The organism is Sphingobacterium sp. G1-14 (assembly GCF_002196555.1).
In the GTDB taxonomy this organism is placed as follows: Bacteria; Bacteroidota; Bacteroidia; order Sphingobacteriales; family Sphingobacteriaceae; genus Sphingobacterium; species Sphingobacterium siyangense.
In genome coordinates this window covers 436,724-453,653 of the sequence record NZ_CP021381.1, presented here as the reverse complement: position 1 = coordinate 453,653, position 16,930 = coordinate 436,724, and the positions used below count along the sequence as shown (strand labels likewise).

The window sequence follows — 16,930 nt, the reverse complement described above, 5'->3', positions numbered from 1 at the left end:
AATATCATGTTAAAATCAATTACAAAAAACGTTAGTTTAATTGCTTTGGCAGGCATTTCGTTAATAGGCTGTAGCAAATCCACACCTGACAACGGTACGCCCACAAATCCAACGGAAGAAGTTGGTGGAAATTTTGCGATAAAGTTCAGTACAGACAATGGTTCGTTTATGCTTCCTGTAAAAGATCTCATGTCAGGTACGATCTCTCCAGTAGGCGCCGGTACTGATGTAACAAGTATGTTCCCATGGGAAGAAAATGTAATTCAAAAAGGCAAGTATTTCTACTCGATTGATCCAAATGCCGCTCAGTTCGGAAAATATAGCTTTGAAAATGGTGTATTAAAGGCTATTAAAGTCATTCCGTTCACCAAGTTAACCACTTTATATATAGGCTGGCATAGTTGGCTGGATGACGATCGCTTGGCCGTCGGCCCACGCAATAGCAACGAATACGCTGTAATCAACACAAATACGATGCTTGTAGAGGCAAGTGGTACAATAACCTCAGACACCGACATCCCGAAAGACCATAATATGCGGATTTATGCTTTTCTTCCTCAAGGTAATAAAGTCGTCTTAGGTTATTGTTTATATAACAATATAACAAAGGTAAGCTACGACATTACGTATACAGGTTCGGTTGACTATCCATCGTTTAAAAACTTTAAGAAAACAGGTGAAGACAACCGTTCAGCACCCGTAGGTCCAGTTAGAAACGGTTATTTTCATAAATTCAAGGAAAATGGTTACACTTATTTGCAAACGTATACAATGCCCGCATTGGGTGGGGGCAAAAACCTACCTACTGGATTCTATCGAATTAAAGATGGAGATGACAAACTTGATCCAAATTACTTCTTCAATATCAGTCAGTACCAAGGCGGAGATAACCAACTGGGGGTTTCTTACCTAGGTAATGGTAAGGCTTTACTTATCAGCGCACATGACACAAAAAATAATGTTAAAGAATGGAACGATTGGTGGTATGCTGCTATGTGGGAATACCTAATCGTTGACGTAAACTCACAAAAAGTAGTTAAAAAATTAGACTTTCCATTGGTCAGTAATTCCCGCTCGGCAGTTGTCATCAATGGGAACGCATACATAGCGGTAAATGATCCCAAAGCTGACGCCATCTATATTTGGGAGTATAACCCAACTACGGACAAATTAACAAAAGGCGCCAAAATACTTGGGGGTGACGCAGATACACCAATGCTATATAATTTAGATTAATCTCTTATTAAACCGGGGCGACCTATTGTCGCCCCTTCGATTAAATACTATCCGTTATCATTATTAAATTATGTTCAGTAAAATCAACGCCTGGCTGCATCTTTGGTTGGGACTTGCCGCCGGTATTCCCGTTATTATCTTAGCAATTACAGGTTGTGTACTCGTCTTTGAACATGACATCAAAGAATTGACTACCAACTATATTCACGTCGAACCCAGAAGTGCCGAAGAACAACTTCCTCCTTCCGTTATTTACAAAGCAGTAAACCATATTCTTCCTGATAAAGAAATCGCAAGTTCCTGGTATAACGGATTAGACAAATCCGTCAAAGTGAGTTTGGACCATTCCGATAGTCTAGTTTACGTAAATCCCTACACCGCAGAAGTCCTCGCCATTGTAGATCATGAAGATTTCTTTCATTTCATGGATGAAGGGCATCGTCACCTTTGGATGCCTGTAAAAATAGGACGACAAGTAGTCGGCTGGAGCACATTCATCTTCTTTATATTGTTGATCACTGGGCTTGTACTCTGGTGGCCAAAAAAATGGAACAAGAGATCTAGAGAACAAAGCTTTTCAATCAAATGGAAGGCGAAATTTAAAAGAGTGAATTATGACCTTCACAATGTGCTCGGCTTCTATTCGCTAACAATAGCGCTGGTTATGTGTTTTACTGGACTCATCATGAGCTTTCCATGGATCCGAAGCGCTGTCGTCTCGTTGACTGGGGGGTATTCAAATAAACCTAAGATAGAGAAATCAAATAAAGAAGAATACATTGATCAACCTTTAAACGATGCTTTAGTTGTTGCAGACCAGATTTGGCATAAAGTACGTCGTGAATATGCCAAATATAACAAAGAGGCAGTCATTGTCCATTATCCTGAGCCGGAAGACAAAACAGTGTATGCTTGTACCGACATGGAAGGTGGCACCTGGCGAGATCTCAATTTCGACCGATATACACTTGAGCTAGCCGGCAGAAAACAAGGTCCCATTGATGAGGCAAATACCACAGAATGGTTGATGCGATCCAACTATGCACTCCATACTGGTTTTATTGGAGGAATGACAACAAAAATCATCTATTTCGTGGCCTCATTGATCTGTGCGACCTTACCGGCAACGGGATTCTATATCTGGTGGGGCAAGAAAAGAAAAACGGTAAAAAAAACAAAACATACACAGCTAGCAACTCCTTAAATTTTAGTAATCTCTTAATCATAGTACTATGCGTCATATCCAGCATTATATCGTAAGTTTTCTATTTATTTGTACAACGTTCAATTGCTATGCACAAAAAACCAATCCTATTAAGGGACAAATTGTGGGTGAAGATAAACGAGCTATTCCCTATGTAAGTATAAGCCTTCATAACGCCAAAGATAGTACACTATCCAATACGATTCTTTCGGATAGCTTAGGACGTTTTACATTCGCCAATGAAAAAGCAGGTCGTTATTTTGTGAAGATAAAAAACATCACGCATCAAGAGACTTTTAGCCCACATTTCAGCCTGACAGAGCAACTGGGTGAAATTAACCTCGGTCAGATTACCCTCTTACCGAATAATACGTATTTAGCAGAAGTACTGGTACAACGCAAAAAGCAATTCATCGAACAACAACAGGATAAGCTTGTGTTCAATGTAGAAAACTCGATGCTTGCTGATGGCAATAATGGACTTGAACTACTGAATAAGATTCCAGGAATAGCTGTAGATGACAGCGGAGTATTAAGTATGAAAGGGAAATCGGGAGCAACCCTGATGATCAATGGCAAGATGACCTATCTTTCAGGCGATCAACTTGCCAATTTACTGCGGAGCACATCTTCCATTGATATCAACAAAATCGAGGTTATGTCCAACCCTAGTGCAAAACAAGATGCGGCCGGTTCAGCAGGAATTATCAATATCGTTTTAAAAAAAGGAATAAAACAAGGATGGAACGGTGCCATCTCGCTCAATGGAGGGTTAGGCAGGGGCACACATCTTGGCGGTAGTCTCAATTTAAATTACCGCACGGAGAAACTCAATGTATTTGGAATTTACAATCAATATCATCAGAACCTCGAATATTTCAATTCCCTCACCCGGTATTTTTATCCCGATCAGCACAATGTTCCAGAATCTTATAGCCAACAGGAAAATAACATACGCCCCAAACTACGGTCTAATAACTTTAGAGCTGGTATAGATTATAACATAGATTCCAAACAGACACTTGGCCTACTTATCAATGGCGGTTTTGGCAAATATCCGAAGTATGAACCCACGACAAATAGTTTCAGAAACTTTGACGATAATCAATTAGTGTGGTCTTCTGCTACGATAACGGAAGGAAAAGAACACTGGCGGGACATGCTCTACAATGTCAACTATACTGTCAAATTTAACGAGAAAGGGCACGAACTAAAGATCGATCTCGATCTTGTCGACCATTATTCCAAAATGGATCAGCAGCTGAACACGAATTATACGAAAGCAGATGGCTCCACGCTCAACCAACCATCGTCACGTAGAGGAGACATTCCATCAGACAATAAAGTGTACGTCGCCAAGTTGGATTATATACTCCCGCTAGCCCAAGGGTATAAACTGGAGACAGGTTGGAAAGCCAGTCATGTACGCACAGAAAATGACCTGCATTATGACACCTTACAAAAGGATCAATACGTCCCGGACCTGACAACAAGCAACCATTTCATTTACAAAGAAACAATACAAGCGGGTTATATCAATCTATCCAAAAGCTGGCATAAAATTTCGGCACAGGTTGGTGTCAGAGGTGAGCATACGCATACTTTAGGTAATCAAATCACCCTCCATGAGCAATTTGAAAAATCATATTTCAAACTATTTCCTTCGGCATTTCTAACCTATACCCTCAATGAAAAAAACAAATTGCAGACAAGCTACAGCTACCGCGTACAAAGACCATCATTTTGGGATCTCAATCCATTTCGAGTATATACAGATCCTTTTTCCTATTCGGAAGGCAATGCTCAGCTGAATCCTGCTTACGAGCATTCTCTTGAGTTTGGCTATACACTTGCCAGCAAATATATTTTGACCTTAAACTATGCAAAGAGGACCAATGTCGTTAACGAGATCATTGGTACGGATCCAACCAATCCATACATTACCTACGAACGTCCTGAGAATATTGGTTCATTTAGAAATTACGGATTGTCAATTATCGCCCCTAGCCAATTGACAGCTTGGTGGTCAGCTACACACTTCGCAAATTATTACCGTAATGAATATAATATCCCACAAGAGGATGGCTTGATCAGCCGAAAAGGCAATACGCTTACACTCAATAGTCAGAATACATTCAAATTGCCTAAAGATTGGTCTATAGAACTCGGCGGGAACTACGTATCGGGGCTGACAATAGGCTTAAGTCAGATCAAGAGTTACGGCCAAATATATACTGGCATCCAAAAAAATATACTCAATAAAAGAGCATCTGTCAAGCTAGTTGTGAATGATATTTTGAGGACCAACAATCGGCGTTATGAGACCTTTTCGTCAACAATAAGGCTCGTAGGGAAATCGAACCCTGACAGTAGGACGGCTATACTCTCCTTTAACTATCGATTTGGCGGGGTTGGCGATTCGAACGGTCAACGTTCGACAGGATCTGAAGAGATCAAAAATCGGCTCTAAACTCGTGACAGTTAGCTAACTTTATACTAATGCCAAATTTTGTACCTTTGTAAAAAATTATCGAAGATGTCGGTCAAGATTGGTGAAAATATTGATTTGGGTAAATTCCCATTGTTATTAGCTCCGATGGAGGATGTAAGTGATCCTCCGTTTCGCTATGTGTGCAAACAGAATGGTGTTGATTTAATGTATACTGAATTTATTTCTTCGGAAGGCTTAATTCGGGATGCTGCAAAGTCAATTCAAAAACTTGATATTTTTGAATATGAACGTCCTATTGGCATTCAGATCTTTGGTGGAGATATTGAAAGTATGCGTCAGTCTGCTGAGATCTGCACAAAAGCAGAGCCTAATTTAATCGACATCAATTACGGCTGTCCAGTTAAAAAAGTAGTCTGCAAAGGAGCTGGTTCATCCCTGCTACAGGACATCGATAAAATGGTTGCAATGACAAAAGCTGTCGTTGAGGCTACGGATTTACCCGTAACGGTGAAAACACGTCTTGGCTGGGATGATAACACAAAAAATGTATACGAAGTTGCCGAAAGGTTACAAGATGTGGGGATCAAAGCACTTGCTATTCATGGACGTACGCGCGCGCAGCTGTATAAAGGTCAGGCGGACTGGTCTATGATTCGTGATATCAAACGCAATCCGCGCATCAAGATTCCAATTTTTGGCAATGGCGATGTAGACTCTGTCGAAAAAGCTGCGGTATGGCGGCAGGAGTTTGAAGTGGATGGCATTATGATTGGCCGTGCAGCAATCGGATACCCCTGGATTTTTAGAGAAATAAAACATTTTTTCAATACTGGTGAGCGTTTAGAAGGACCAACTATTGCCGAACGTGTCGAGGTTTGCAGAACACATCTGAACAAATCCATTGAATGGAAAGGTGACAAATTGGGTATTTTTGAAATGCGCAGGCATTATGCGAATTACTTCAAAGGAATCCCTAACTTTAAAGAACACCGAATGAAGTTGGTCAGCTTACAAAGCCAAGCTGAGATTCTTGAGGTACTTCATGAAATTGAACACAATTTCTCGGCAGAAATGGTATAATCCTAAAGTCCACAATTTATAAAGAAAAAGGTCGTGCTAAGTTAATATTAGCACGACCTTTTTTCGTTTAAGCGTCTTTCTTTATGAATCGCTTGAGCTGATTTCTTTCCATCATAAATACACCTCCAATGTAAGCAATCAAAAGCCCATTACCAACGAAGGCATTATGATTAAATACAAAGTAGGATAGATAGGAGAAACATATCCCTAAAAGTATATACATCAGGATCTTGCCCAATTTATAGGGTATAGGATAATGTTTTTGCCCCCATACATAAGATAGCACCACCATAGAAAAGTAGGCTAGAAATGTGACTATTGATGCTCCAACATAACTGTACCTCGGGATCAGGTAATAATTTGCAACGATGGTTATTCCTGCCCCTACCAATGAAATATACAATGCGTACCGCGTTTGGTCAGAAAGCTTATACCATACGGAGAGATTCATATAAATACCCAGCAGGACATAATTGAATAGTAATAGCGGAACGATAAAAAGTCCAGACCAATATAAGTCACGAGTTTCCACATTTCCTTTAATAAAATACTTCAGCCAGTCAATATTCGCTGTAATCCCCAGCATAACTAACATCATGGCAATTACGAAATATTCCATAATCAACGCATAGGTCTTCTTTGCATTGGCATTTTTTGCATAAGAAAAGAAAAATGGTTCGGCCCCCAATCGAAAAGCCTGAACAAAAATGCTCAGAAACATTGCTAATTTTCCAACGGCTCCATAGATCCCCAAATCGCGATCCCCAATATCCTTAGGCAGGTAGATTGGCAACACAATTTTATCTAAATTTTCGTTGATGATATAAGAAATATTGGCAATTAAAATCGGAAAGCTATACGATAGCATCTTTAAGATTAGCTGCTTTTCCGGTTTAAAATAGAAACCCCTCATTTCAGGAAGGAGCAATAGAAAGGTTGCTGCACTTGCCACAATATTAGAAATAAATACATAACCTATCCATTCATTTCTATACCAACCGGAACACCAATTACCCAAAGTACCACCATCTTTTATCAGATAGGGAACTAGCGCAATAAAGAATAGGTTAAGAATAACCATAATACCGATGTTGGCCAATTTAATAGCACCAAATCGAATAGGCCTTCCCTCCGATCTCAATTTCGCAAAAGGAACAATAGCTAAAGCATCCAATGCCAATATGAGGGCGAAATACTTCACATAGCTCTCGTAATCGGCATTGTAAGTTCCCTTATTCAACCAGCTACCAATAGTGCCAGCAAAGACTATGGCCGTAATAAAAAATAATGTTGCCAAAGAAGCAATGACGATAAAACTGTTATTGAAAACCTGCTTTTTATCCTTTTCTTCGACTTTTTGGAGAAACCTAAAAAAAGTTGTTTCCATTCCAAATGCCAAAACGGCATTGATCATGGATGCCCAGGCGTACATATTAGTAAATATTCCGTAGGACGCAGGTGGATATTTGAGGACATACAATGGCGTCATGACGAAATACAGCATACGGGCTATAATCGTACTCAGGCCATAAATCATGGTCTGTCCGGCGAATTTTTTAAGTACTGACAAGGCGAAACGGCTTAAGATTGAACTCTTTTAACTACTTCAAAATTGGAAAAGCCCTTCATTTCGCCTTCCTTTACCTCAACACTTTCAACGATTGCACCCTCGGGTCCTTCTTGGCAGAACTCCAACAGTGAATCTAGTGCAAAATCGTCGCCCTCGCCCTCTATATAGACAGAACCATCTTTTAAATTGACAACAAAGCCTCTAACACCGACTTGATCTGCAACCGCCTTGGTTGTCAATCTAAAAAAGACCCCCTGTACTTTACCTCTTATTGAAATATTCAAATGTTTCATCTGTAACTTATTTTTTCTTCCATCGGTCAGATGGAACTTACCATGACTATAGTTTCGTTATTATAGTCATGGACGGTTCAATAAGAGCAAAAGTACAGAAGTTTTGGGGAATTAAATACTACGCTAAACGTTTTACCTTAACATCTTCATTTAGGCGCATGTGTTCCATACCTTGCAACAACACAATCCCAGGTTTTTTACCCACTTCAAGTGAGCCAAATTCATTCTCAATGTTCAACGCGATAGCACCATTGATTGTAGCCCATTGAATAGTCTGCAAGAAATCCAGATCCTCAAAGTGCGCATGCAATACCTTTAGCTCCTCCAAAATGGACAATGTATCGTTTGAAGCTAAACTGTCCGTTCCGATTACCAAACGCTGTCCGGCATTCATAAAATTCTGAACCTTTGGTAATGTTCCCTCAATATAAAGGTTGGCTTTTGGACAGAGACACCACATCACATCACGATCCATACGCTCTACAAAATCCAAATCTTTAAGAGAGGTATAGGTGTTATGAACCAACAATAATTTATTTGGATAAGGCAAATAAGGAAGATAAGACTGAATCGAATTTCTTGCCTGCGCCTTAATCGCATCAGCATTTTTTCCTATACTTTTATAAAAGTCCAAGAACTCACCCATTTTATAACGGAACAGTTTATTCTCCTCTTCACTTTCTTGATTGTGAATACTGATAATATTTGTTTCCGGAACCATCTTCTTGAATTTCTTAAAAAGGACCTTCGAACAAGAATAGGGAGCGTGCGGAGTAATGGATACATGCCCATTCCTAAACTCTTGGGTCAACGATTTAGCCTCCTTTAACTTAAAGTCAGCTTCTTCAGGTTCAATTCCGAGCACCTCCACAAATGTGTGATATAATATCTGTGAATCTTCCTTCAATTTTGAAGAATTATCAGTGTTGGCGTGATCTCCGACTGCGACAATACCATTTTCGTACATATCTCGATCGGCTTTGGCCATAGCGTCATCTATTTTTTTCATCGATGCCGACCGCGTTGTCATCACCTTACTGAGAAAGCTCGGAAGCCCCGTACCTTTAGGAACAATACCTTTCATATGCGACAATTCAATGTGGCAATGTGCATTGATAAAACCTGGAATTATCACTCCTTCATATCTCTCAACCTTCGTTTTATCTGAAGGTGTAAATGAAGTTGGGTCATAGATACCTTGAATTACCCCCTCCTCATCTACCGAAACAATACCGTCTTTTATTGGCATTGAAGTAATCGGCAGAATATAATTAGCGCTTAAATATTTTAACATTTTATCTCCTCACTATCAATTTAGTAACTAAAATTTTTTGACCTGTATGAATACATACCTCTAGTAGAAAAATTCATGCCAAGGTACCTAAAAAGAACAATAAATACCAAAAACAACAATTTGCACAAATTTTTAACCAAAAAGAAATAATACCGCAAATCCACTCTTTTCCATTTGTCATAAATTACTTCTTTATACTTCATTTCAATTTTAAATTTATATATTCGCAGCATCGAATAGGGGTGCCTTGTTTTGTCAGGAACACAAATAAAGGCTGAGATTATACCCAACAGATTAAATTCTGTACACCTGATCCAGATAATGCTGGCGTAGGGAGAGGTTAGTTAAATAGTGCGGTCATAGTAACCCCTTGCTATGATTTGTTTAACTCAAACAAAATACATTACCATGATCAAATTTTTGATTTGTAGCTCCTTAGCTACTATTTCAAGCCAAATTGCCATTGCGCAACAAAATCTGACAATTAAAGCTGTAGACAATACTAATCAGACCCCCTTACAGTATGTTTCCATATCCATAGATGGACAAGCATCCTTCGCTGGCCAATCGGACAAAAATGGACTGATTAAACTATATCGTATCAATACAGGTAAGCACCAGATCCAGGTATCTTCTCTTGGATATAAAACATGGAGCCAAAATGTGGATGTTAAAGACAATTTGGAGCTTACGGTAGCGTTAGAACCTAGTACAATTCAAATGGAAGAGGTACTTGTTCAATCTACCCGTGCCAAAAGAAATGCTCCTACAACCTTTAAAAACATCTCCAAAGAAGAAATAACGCGTAATAACCTCGGCCAGGATATTCCATTCCTTTTAAATCAGACTCCATCCGTGCAGGTCAATTCCGATGCCGGTGCAGGTATAGGTTATACCGGAATGACAATCAGGGGATCGGATAATCAACGAATCAACGTAACATTAAATGGAATCCCTTTAAATGATGCGGAGAGCATGGGTTCATTTTTTGTAAACCTTCCCGACTTTGCCTCTTCTACCGAGAGCATCCAAGTTCAGCGTGGTATTGGGACTTCGACGAATGGTGCCGGATCATTTGGAGCCTCATTAAATATTCAGTCCAATACGTTAGTCGAAACCCCTTACGCAGAGCTCAACAATTCATTTGGCTCCTACAATACCTGGAAAAATACAGTCAAGGTAGGTACCGGGCTAATTAACGACAAATTTGCCTTCAATGCCAGATTATCTCGAATCAGTAGCGATGGTTATATCGAAAGAGGTAGTTCAGACTTACAATCTTTTTATGTGGACGGAGGTTATTATGGCAAGAAACATATTTTAAAAGGAATTGTATTCTGGGGAAAAGAAAAGACATATCAAGCCTGGAATGGCGTTCCCGAACCATTGATTACTGGCGATCGATCACGCATGGATGACTATGCAGATAATGCACTCGAAATCTCGGGCGCAGAGAAGGATCGTTTCATGAACGCCGGCCGGGATTATAATCTATATACGTATCAAAATCAAACAGATAATTATACGCAGAAACATCATCAACTTCATTATACCAATATCCTGAACGACAAATTGACGCTCAATACAGCCCTACACTATACAAGAGGTTATGGTTACTATGAAGAAATGAGACCCGGAGATAAACTAAGTAAATACGGTTTGCCTAACGTCATCATTGGTAAAGATACCATACAAAAAACAGATCTCGTCCGCAGGAGATGGCTTGATAATTATTTTTATGGCATGACCTATGCCCTAAATTACAGACCGAATGATCAGCTTGAAATTACTTGGGGTGGAGCTTATAATCAATACAAAGGAAAACATTATGGCCAGGTGATTTGGGCACAATATGCATCAACAGGTTTTCTTGACGATAAATATTACTTCGGGAAATCACAAAAAAATGATTTCAGTAATTTCTTAAAGGTCGATTATAAACTAGATAAGTGGATATTAATGGCCGATATTCAATATCGGAATGTAGATTACCACATGTATGGTGATGATGATAAGGTGAAAAATTATAATTATCATCCTAAGTTTAATTTCTTAAACCCTAAAGCTGGTGCAACTTATTTGCTAAATGACCATTCAAATGTATACGCTTCTTATGCCTTTGCACAGAAAGAACCTGTTCGCAAGGATTTTATAGAGAAAAATAGCGCCTTACCCGACCCGACCCCGGAGAAAATGCAGGACATCGAATTTGGCTATCGCTTTACAAATGAAAAATTCAACATCGGATTGAATGGGTATGGCATGTTTTACAAGGATCAGTTGATCCCAACAGGTGAAATCAGTGATACTGGCTCTCCAATTCGACAAAATGTCAAAGATAGCTATAGAATGGGGCTTGAATTCGATGGATCATGGAACATCAACAAGCAGTTCAACTGGAAAGCAACAGCTAGTTTCAGCCAAAATAAAATTAAAGACTTTGAAGAGGTAATCGGTGATACAAGGATATTTTATTCGAAAACAGACATTGCTTTATCTCCGGGAACGATTTTGTCAAGTAATTTTTCTTATAGTCCGATAACATCACTTACATTCTCTCTTCTATCCAAATTTGTAGGAAGACAATATCTAGATAATTCATCTGCGAAAGAGAGAAGCATTTCCTCTTATTTTGTCAACAATCTGTTAGCAAACTATAGCTTTACAGCATTAGGTATCAAAAACATCAGTGCAACTTTACAGGTCAACAACATCTTCAACGAAAAGTACGAAGCCAATGGCTACACCTTTGGTTGGATGGAAGGTGATACCCGAAAATATTATAATTTCTATTTCCCACAAGCACCAACAAATTTCCTATTGGGCTTGAATTTCAAATTTTAGAAACAATTTATTTAAATAAAAAAACGTCTCTTTTTTCCTGAGGAAGCAAGAGACGTTTTTTATTTAATATGGTGGATAAATTGCACATTACATCGTGTTTAACAATCGGAATTTTTACCTTTGGTTTTATACTTTTCATTATGCGCGCAGTTATACAACGAGTGAAAAACGCCTCTTGTACGGTAGATAATCAGATTACAGGCCAGATCCAGAAGGGTTTAATGATTTTATTAGGAGTTGAAGAAGCAGACACAACAGAAGATCTTAAATGGTTAGGACAGAAATTCATCAACTTACGCATCTTCGAGGATGAACAGGGCTTGATGAATAAATCGATACAGGATATAGACGGAAATATCTTACTCATCTCACAATTCACCCTCTTTGCTCAAACAAAAAAAGGAAACAGACCTTCTTTTATCAGAGCAGCAAAACCGGATAAAGCCAAACCAATGTATGAAGAGATGGCTTTATTGTTAAGTCAATTGCTCCAAAAAGAGGTTCAACTTGGCGTATTCGGAGCAGATATGAAAATCGACCTACTGAATGATGGTCCAGTTACCATCGTCATGGATACAAAAGATAAGGACAACTTTTAATTTTTTATTGAAAAAGATGACAATTAAAGAAGCACAAGAGGTTATTGACAAATGGATCAATAGTACCGGAGTACGTTATTTCAACGAACTGACAAACACCGCCATACTCATGGAAGAAGTCGGTGAGGTTGCCCGAATAATGGCTCGGAAATACGGAGAGCAATCTTTCAAAAAATCAGACAAAGAAGTCAATTTAGCAGATGAAATGGCCGATGTATTATTCGTTTTGATGTGTCTTGCCAATCAAACGGGAATTGATCTAACAGAAGCTCTGGAACAAAATCTTCAAAAGAAATCAATTCGGGATGCCGACCGCCATAAAAACAACGAAAAACTTAAATAATTGGAGATAGTATTGTTTGTACAACTCTTTGAGATAATATTAAAGTTTTAAATCGAATACGATGTATAAATTCATAACCTATTCGCTCATAGCGAGCATATGTCTTGCCTCTTGTGCGACAAAACAACAGCTAAATTCTAAGGTCGAGCAGGCCAGTACTTTTAATAAGGCTACCGTAGTCACAGCGCATCCTTTGGCTTCAGAAGTCGGCGTAAAGATTTTAAAACAAGGTGGAAATGCAATAGATGCTGCAGTTGCCGTGCAATTTGCTCTTGCAGTTGTTTATCCCAATGCAGGAAATATTGGCGGCGGCGGCTTTATGCTCTACCGCGATCATCGGGGTAATTTAGATGCCCTAGATTTTCGTGAGAAAGCTCCTCAAAAAGCATCCCGGGATATGTATCTCGATGCCCAAGGTAATGTTATTCCTGAGTTGAGCCTTTATAGTCAATTGGCCTCAGGCATCCCTGGGTCTGTTGCCGGTATGTGGGAAGCACACAGAAAGTATGGCAAGTTGCAATGGAAAGATCTCGTACTCCCAGCAATACAGCTAGCCAGAACAGGTTTTAAAATCAGTCAACGACAAGCTAATGAGTTTGAAAGCCATAAAGATCGTTTTGTCAAGCTGAATCCCTCTGGTGCTGCAATTATCAAAACCAAAGCTTGGAAAACAGGTGACCTATTTATCCAGGAGGAGCTAGCGAAAACGCTGGAAAGAATCGCAATAGAAGGGCGAGACGGCTTCTATAAAGGTAAAACGGCCGACTTAATTGTTGCCGAAATGGGCAAGGGGAAAGGCATTATTAACCATCAAGATCTACTGGATTATCAGGCACTTTGGCGTATCCCAATTTCCACAAATTATAGGGGCCACAAAGTTATTTCCATGCCGCCGCCTTCGAGTGGGGGAACATCTCTTTTGGCCCTGCTCAAATCAGTCGAACAGTTTCCACTTCAACGCTGGGGCTTTCAAACCGATTCAACCATTCGTGTCATGGTCGAAGCTGAACGTTATGTATATGCCAATCGGGCCAAATATTTAGGAGATCCTGATTTTATTAGGGTACCCGTCCAACAGCTTATTGACTCCAGCTCAAATGCACATAAACTCAATTCATTCAATTTCCGTAAAGCGACATTAAGCAAAGATGTCAATGCAGATGTCATTCCTGGCTATGAAAGTGAACAAACGACACATTTCAATATCGTAGACGAGCAAGGGAATGCAGTATCCATTACAACAACACTCAATGATTCTTATGGCTCGGGAGTATTTGTGGCCGGCGCAGGTTTTCTCCTAAACAATGAAATGGATGATTTCTCTGTGAAAACCGGTGTCCCAAACATGTATGGGCTTACAGGAGAAAAAGCGAACGAGATTCAGCCCGGCAAAAGAATGCTCAGCTCAATGACACCCACTATTGTAGAAAAAGATGGCAAACTATTCATGGTTGTGGGAACCCCGGGGGGATCAACTATCATTACCTCTGTTTTTCAGACTATCCTCAACGTTATTGACTTCCGACAAAATGCACAATCGGCAGTGAGCCTGCCAAGATTTCATCATCAATGGCTTCCTGATCGCATTGATGTCGAAAATAACGCTATCAATGCCAATTTACGTGGCCAATTAACAAAAGATGGCTATACGATAAATCCGAGAGGGGCAATCGGCCGTGTGGAGAATATACTTGTCTTACCAAATGGTAAATTACAGACAGGAGCCGATCCACGTGGAGACGATACAGCGAAAGGTTATTAGATTAAAAATGATTAAACTATTTGATGCAATCCCTATCTTACAAGAAACAACATATTATGAATCAAAGGAACTACAACAGGATTTTCAGAGCAACATTAGCGACCATATTTACGTTGATTTTATTTTCAAACTGCAAAATACTTCAAGGGCCTGATCTTACAAAGATACAAGTTGGTATGACCAAAGCACAAGTTATTCAAAAACTTGGAAAACCAGACGCTATTGTGGCTGCTAAGAAGTATCAGGAAGGCATCTTAGAAATATACGAATATAATACTCCTCAACTTGAAAATCCAGTAGATTCAGCCTCAGGATTTCGTCAATATTGGTTACATTTTTTTAATGACGAGCTGCAGGAATGGGGTACTAAACGTAATTATTCACCTCGAGAATACGATCATTATTACGAGAAATACAGAAGGCGTCATTAAGTACAAGGCATAAAAAAACCTGTTATCTAAGATAACAGGTTTTTTTTATAAGGATGAATCTTACATCATTCCACCCATACCGCCACCCATTGGAGGAGCACCAGCACCTACAGGGTTTTCTTCAGCTTCGTCAGCTAAGACACACTCGGTAGTCAATAACATTGAAGCAACTGAAGCTGCATTTTCCAATGCTACACGAGATACTTTAGTTGGATCAATTACACCAGCAGCGATTAAGTTCTCGTAACGGTCTGTACGTGCGTTGTAACCGAAATCTGCAGTTCCTTCTTTCACTTTTTGAACGATTACTGCACCTTCAATACCAGCGTTATTACAGATCTGACGTAATGGCTCTTCGATAGCGCGTTTAATGATGTCAATACCGATTTGCTCATCTTCGTTGTCACCTTTAAGGTTTACCAAGGCTTCAGTTGAGCGAATGAATGCAACACCACCACCAGCGATAATACCTTCTTCAACAGCTGCACGAGTTGCATGTAAAGCATCATCAACACGGTCTTTTTTCTCTTTCATTTCAACCTCAGTAGTCGCACCTACATATAACACAGCTACACCACCTGACAATTTTGCCAGACGTTCTTGTAGTTTTTCGCGATCGTAATCAGAAGTTGTTGTTTCGATTTGTGAACGGATTTGAGCAACGCGTGCTTTGATATCCTCTACATTACCAGAACCATTGATAATAGTTGTGTTATCTTTGTCAACTTGAACTTTTTCAGCTTGACCCAAGTAAGATAACTCAGCATTCTCTAATTTGAAACCTCTTTCTTCAGAGATAACAGTACCACCAGTTAAGATAGCGATATCTTCTAACATTGCTTTACGACGGTCACCGAAACCTGGAGCTTTAACAGCTGCAACTTTCAACGAACCACGGATTTTATTAACAACTAATGTTGCAAGTGCCTCACCATCTAAGTCTTCAGCAATGATCAATAATGGTTTACCAGTTTGAACTTGTTTCTCCAAGATAGGCAACAATTCTTTCATGTTACTGATTTTCTTGTCGTAGATCAAGATGTATGGGTTATCTAGTTCCGCTTCCATTTTGTCAGAATTTGTCACAAAATATGGCGATAAATAACCACGGTCAAATTGCATACCTTCCACAGTTTTTACTTCTGTTTCAGTACCTTTTGCCTCTTCAACAGTGATAACACCGTCGTTACCTACTTTTTCCATTGCTTGAGCGATCAAAGCACCAATTACTTCGTCATTGTTCGCTGAAATAGTAGCAACTTGTTTAATTTTATTGTTGTCTTGACCAACTTCTTGAGATTGAGATTTCAAGTTAGCAACAACAGTTGCAACAGCTTTGTCAATACCACGTTTTAGATCCATTGGATTAGCTCCAGCCGCAACAGATTTGATACCTGGAGCAACGATTGCTTGCGCTAATACAGTAGCAGTTGTAGTACCGTCACCAGCTTGATCAGCTGTTTTGGAAGCTACTTCTTTTACCATTTGTGCCCCCATATTTTCTAAAGCGTCTTTCAATTCGATTTCTTTCGCTACCGAAACACCATCTTTAGTAATTACTGGAGCACCAAATTTTTTCTCAATAATTACGTTACGTCCTTTAGGACCCAATGTTACTTTAACTGCATTAGCTAAAGTATCTACACCTTTTTTAAGGGCCTCGCGAGCCTCAACGTTATATTTTACTTGTTTTGCCATTGTTATATGAGTATTTAGTATTTCTAAGAAGCATAATTAGGCGTTGAAATAGAACCGTAAACCAATTTTATCTTTTAATACGTCTAATTTTAAAGCTTCACTAAAATAATCTATTGAATTCTTA

At 39.3% G+C, this 16,930-nt stretch carries 13 protein-coding genes and 1 riboswitch; of the genes, 9 read left to right on the top strand and 4 right to left on the bottom strand.

The window, feature by feature from the left end:
* The first annotated feature begins 6 nt into the window (after nucleotides 1-6).
* The 4 genes from CBM24_RS01960 to dusB all read left to right on the top strand — a co-directional run bounded on the left by CBM24_RS01960 (nucleotide 7) and on the right by dusB (nucleotide 5,972).
* On the top strand, nucleotides 7-1,236 hold the full coding sequence (locus CBM24_RS01960) for a DUF4374 domain-containing protein (protein ID WP_088160040.1): 1,230 nt from the start codon (nucleotides 7-9) through the stop codon (nucleotides 1,234-1,236).
* 70 nt (nucleotides 1,237-1,306) lie between these two features.
* Entirely contained in the window at nucleotides 1,307-2,440 is a 1,134-nt protein-coding gene (locus tag CBM24_RS01955; RefSeq protein ID WP_088160039.1) for a PepSY-associated TM helix domain-containing protein, read from the top strand.
* A gap of 28 nt (nucleotides 2,441-2,468) precedes the next feature.
* Nucleotides 2,469-4,910, top strand: coding sequence for an outer membrane beta-barrel family protein (locus tag CBM24_RS01950; protein ID WP_088160038.1), 2,442 nt, complete (start codon nucleotides 2,469-2,471; stop codon nucleotides 4,908-4,910).
* 66 nt (nucleotides 4,911-4,976) lie between these two features.
* On the top strand, nucleotides 4,977-5,972 hold the full coding sequence (gene dusB / locus CBM24_RS01945) for a tRNA dihydrouridine synthase DusB (protein WP_088160037.1): 996 nt from the start codon (nucleotides 4,977-4,979) through the stop codon (nucleotides 5,970-5,972).
* A 67-nt stretch (nucleotides 5,973-6,039) separates the two neighbouring features.
* On the opposite strand, the gene CBM24_RS01940 is transcribed toward dusB, so the two are convergent.
* The 3 genes from CBM24_RS01940 to CBM24_RS01930 form a co-directional block, all read right to left on the bottom strand.
* Nucleotides 6,040-7,509, bottom strand: coding sequence for a lipopolysaccharide biosynthesis protein (locus CBM24_RS01940; protein ID WP_088160036.1), 1,470 nt, complete (start codon nucleotides 7,507-7,509; stop codon nucleotides 6,040-6,042).
* A 44-nt stretch (nucleotides 7,510-7,553) separates the two neighbouring features.
* Nucleotides 7,554-7,835 carry an acylphosphatase gene (locus tag CBM24_RS01935; protein ID WP_046674815.1) on the bottom strand — a complete coding sequence of 94 codons (282 nt, stop codon included), beginning with the start codon at nucleotides 7,833-7,835 and terminating at the stop codon, nucleotides 7,554-7,556.
* Between the two features lie 118 nt (nucleotides 7,836-7,953).
* On the bottom strand, nucleotides 7,954-9,129 hold the full coding sequence (locus tag CBM24_RS01930) for an amidohydrolase family protein (RefSeq protein ID WP_088160035.1): 1,176 nt from the start codon (nucleotides 9,127-9,129) through the stop codon (nucleotides 7,954-7,956).
* A gap of 228 nt (nucleotides 9,130-9,357) precedes the next feature.
* Nucleotides 9,358-9,483, top strand: a riboswitch (TPP riboswitch).
* 54 nt (nucleotides 9,484-9,537) lie between these two features.
* Between CBM24_RS01930 and CBM24_RS01925 the strand changes: the two genes are divergently transcribed.
* The 5 genes from CBM24_RS01925 to CBM24_RS01905 all read left to right on the top strand — a co-directional run bounded on the left by CBM24_RS01925 (nucleotide 9,538) and on the right by CBM24_RS01905 (nucleotide 15,108).
* Nucleotides 9,538-11,973, top strand: coding sequence for a TonB-dependent receptor (locus CBM24_RS01925; RefSeq protein ID WP_088160034.1), 2,436 nt, complete (start codon nucleotides 9,538-9,540; stop codon nucleotides 11,971-11,973).
* Between the two features lie 140 nt (nucleotides 11,974-12,113).
* Nucleotides 12,114-12,572, top strand: a complete 459-nt coding sequence (gene dtd / locus CBM24_RS01920; RefSeq protein ID WP_088163428.1) for a D-aminoacyl-tRNA deacylase — start codon at nucleotides 12,114-12,116, stop codon at nucleotides 12,570-12,572.
* 16 nt (nucleotides 12,573-12,588) lie between these two features.
* Nucleotides 12,589-12,915 carry a nucleotide pyrophosphohydrolase gene (locus tag CBM24_RS01915; protein WP_088160033.1) on the top strand — a complete coding sequence of 109 codons (327 nt, stop codon included), beginning with the start codon at nucleotides 12,589-12,591 and terminating at the stop codon, nucleotides 12,913-12,915.
* Nucleotides 12,916-12,976: 61 nt separating this feature from the next.
* The gene (ggt, locus tag CBM24_RS01910) at nucleotides 12,977-14,677 is read left to right on the top strand and encodes a gamma-glutamyltransferase (RefSeq protein ID WP_088160032.1); all 1,701 of its coding nucleotides are present in this window, start codon (nucleotides 12,977-12,979) and stop codon (nucleotides 14,675-14,677) included.
* 56 nt (nucleotides 14,678-14,733) lie between these two features.
* Nucleotides 14,734-15,108 carry a hypothetical protein gene (locus tag CBM24_RS01905; RefSeq protein WP_088160031.1) on the top strand — a complete coding sequence of 125 codons (375 nt, stop codon included), beginning with the start codon at nucleotides 14,734-14,736 and terminating at the stop codon, nucleotides 15,106-15,108.
* Between the two features lie 60 nt (nucleotides 15,109-15,168).
* Here CBM24_RS01905 and groL read toward each other — a convergent pair whose 3' ends face one another.
* Complete coding sequence (groL, locus tag CBM24_RS01900; protein WP_070561631.1) at nucleotides 15,169-16,806, bottom strand: chaperonin GroEL; 1,638 nt, start codon at nucleotides 16,804-16,806, stop codon at nucleotides 15,169-15,171.
* Nucleotides 16,807-16,930: the final 124 nt, after the last annotated feature.

What these genes read in the sequence shown, in the direction of transcription:
- CBM24_RS01960 (WP_088160040.1), top strand. Translation starts at nt 7, where the DNA reads ATGTTAAAATCAATTACAAAAAACGTTAGTTTAATTGCTTTGGCAGGC.
- CBM24_RS01955 (WP_088160039.1), top strand. Translation starts at nt 1,307, where the DNA reads ATGTTCAGTAAAATCAACGCCTGGCTGCATCTTTGGTTGGGACTTGCC.
- CBM24_RS01950 (WP_088160038.1), top strand. Translation starts at nt 2,469, where the DNA reads ATGCGTCATATCCAGCATTATATCGTAAGTTTTCTATTTATTTGTACA.
- dusB (WP_088160037.1), top strand. Translation starts at nt 4,977, where the DNA reads ATGTCGGTCAAGATTGGTGAAAATATTGATTTGGGTAAATTCCCATTG.
- CBM24_RS01940 (WP_088160036.1), bottom strand. Translation starts at nt 7,509, where the DNA reads ATGATTTATGGCCTGAGTACGATTATAGCCCGTATGCTGTATTTCGTC.
- CBM24_RS01935 (WP_046674815.1), bottom strand. Translation starts at nt 7,835, where the DNA reads ATGAAACATTTGAATATTTCAATAAGAGGTAAAGTACAGGGGGTCTTT.
- CBM24_RS01930 (WP_088160035.1), bottom strand. Translation starts at nt 9,129, where the DNA reads ATGTTAAAATATTTAAGCGCTAATTATATTCTGCCGATTACTTCAATG.
- CBM24_RS01925 (WP_088160034.1), top strand. Translation starts at nt 9,538, where the DNA reads ATGATCAAATTTTTGATTTGTAGCTCCTTAGCTACTATTTCAAGCCAA.
- dtd (WP_088163428.1), top strand. Translation starts at nt 12,114, where the DNA reads ATGCGCGCAGTTATACAACGAGTGAAAAACGCCTCTTGTACGGTAGAT.
- CBM24_RS01915 (WP_088160033.1), top strand. Translation starts at nt 12,589, where the DNA reads ATGACAATTAAAGAAGCACAAGAGGTTATTGACAAATGGATCAATAGT.
- ggt (WP_088160032.1), top strand. Translation starts at nt 12,977, where the DNA reads ATGTATAAATTCATAACCTATTCGCTCATAGCGAGCATATGTCTTGCC.
- CBM24_RS01905 (WP_088160031.1), top strand. Translation starts at nt 14,734, where the DNA reads ATGAATCAAAGGAACTACAACAGGATTTTCAGAGCAACATTAGCGACC.
- groL (WP_070561631.1), bottom strand. Translation starts at nt 16,806, where the DNA reads ATGGCAAAACAAGTAAAATATAACGTTGAGGCTCGCGAGGCCCTTAAA.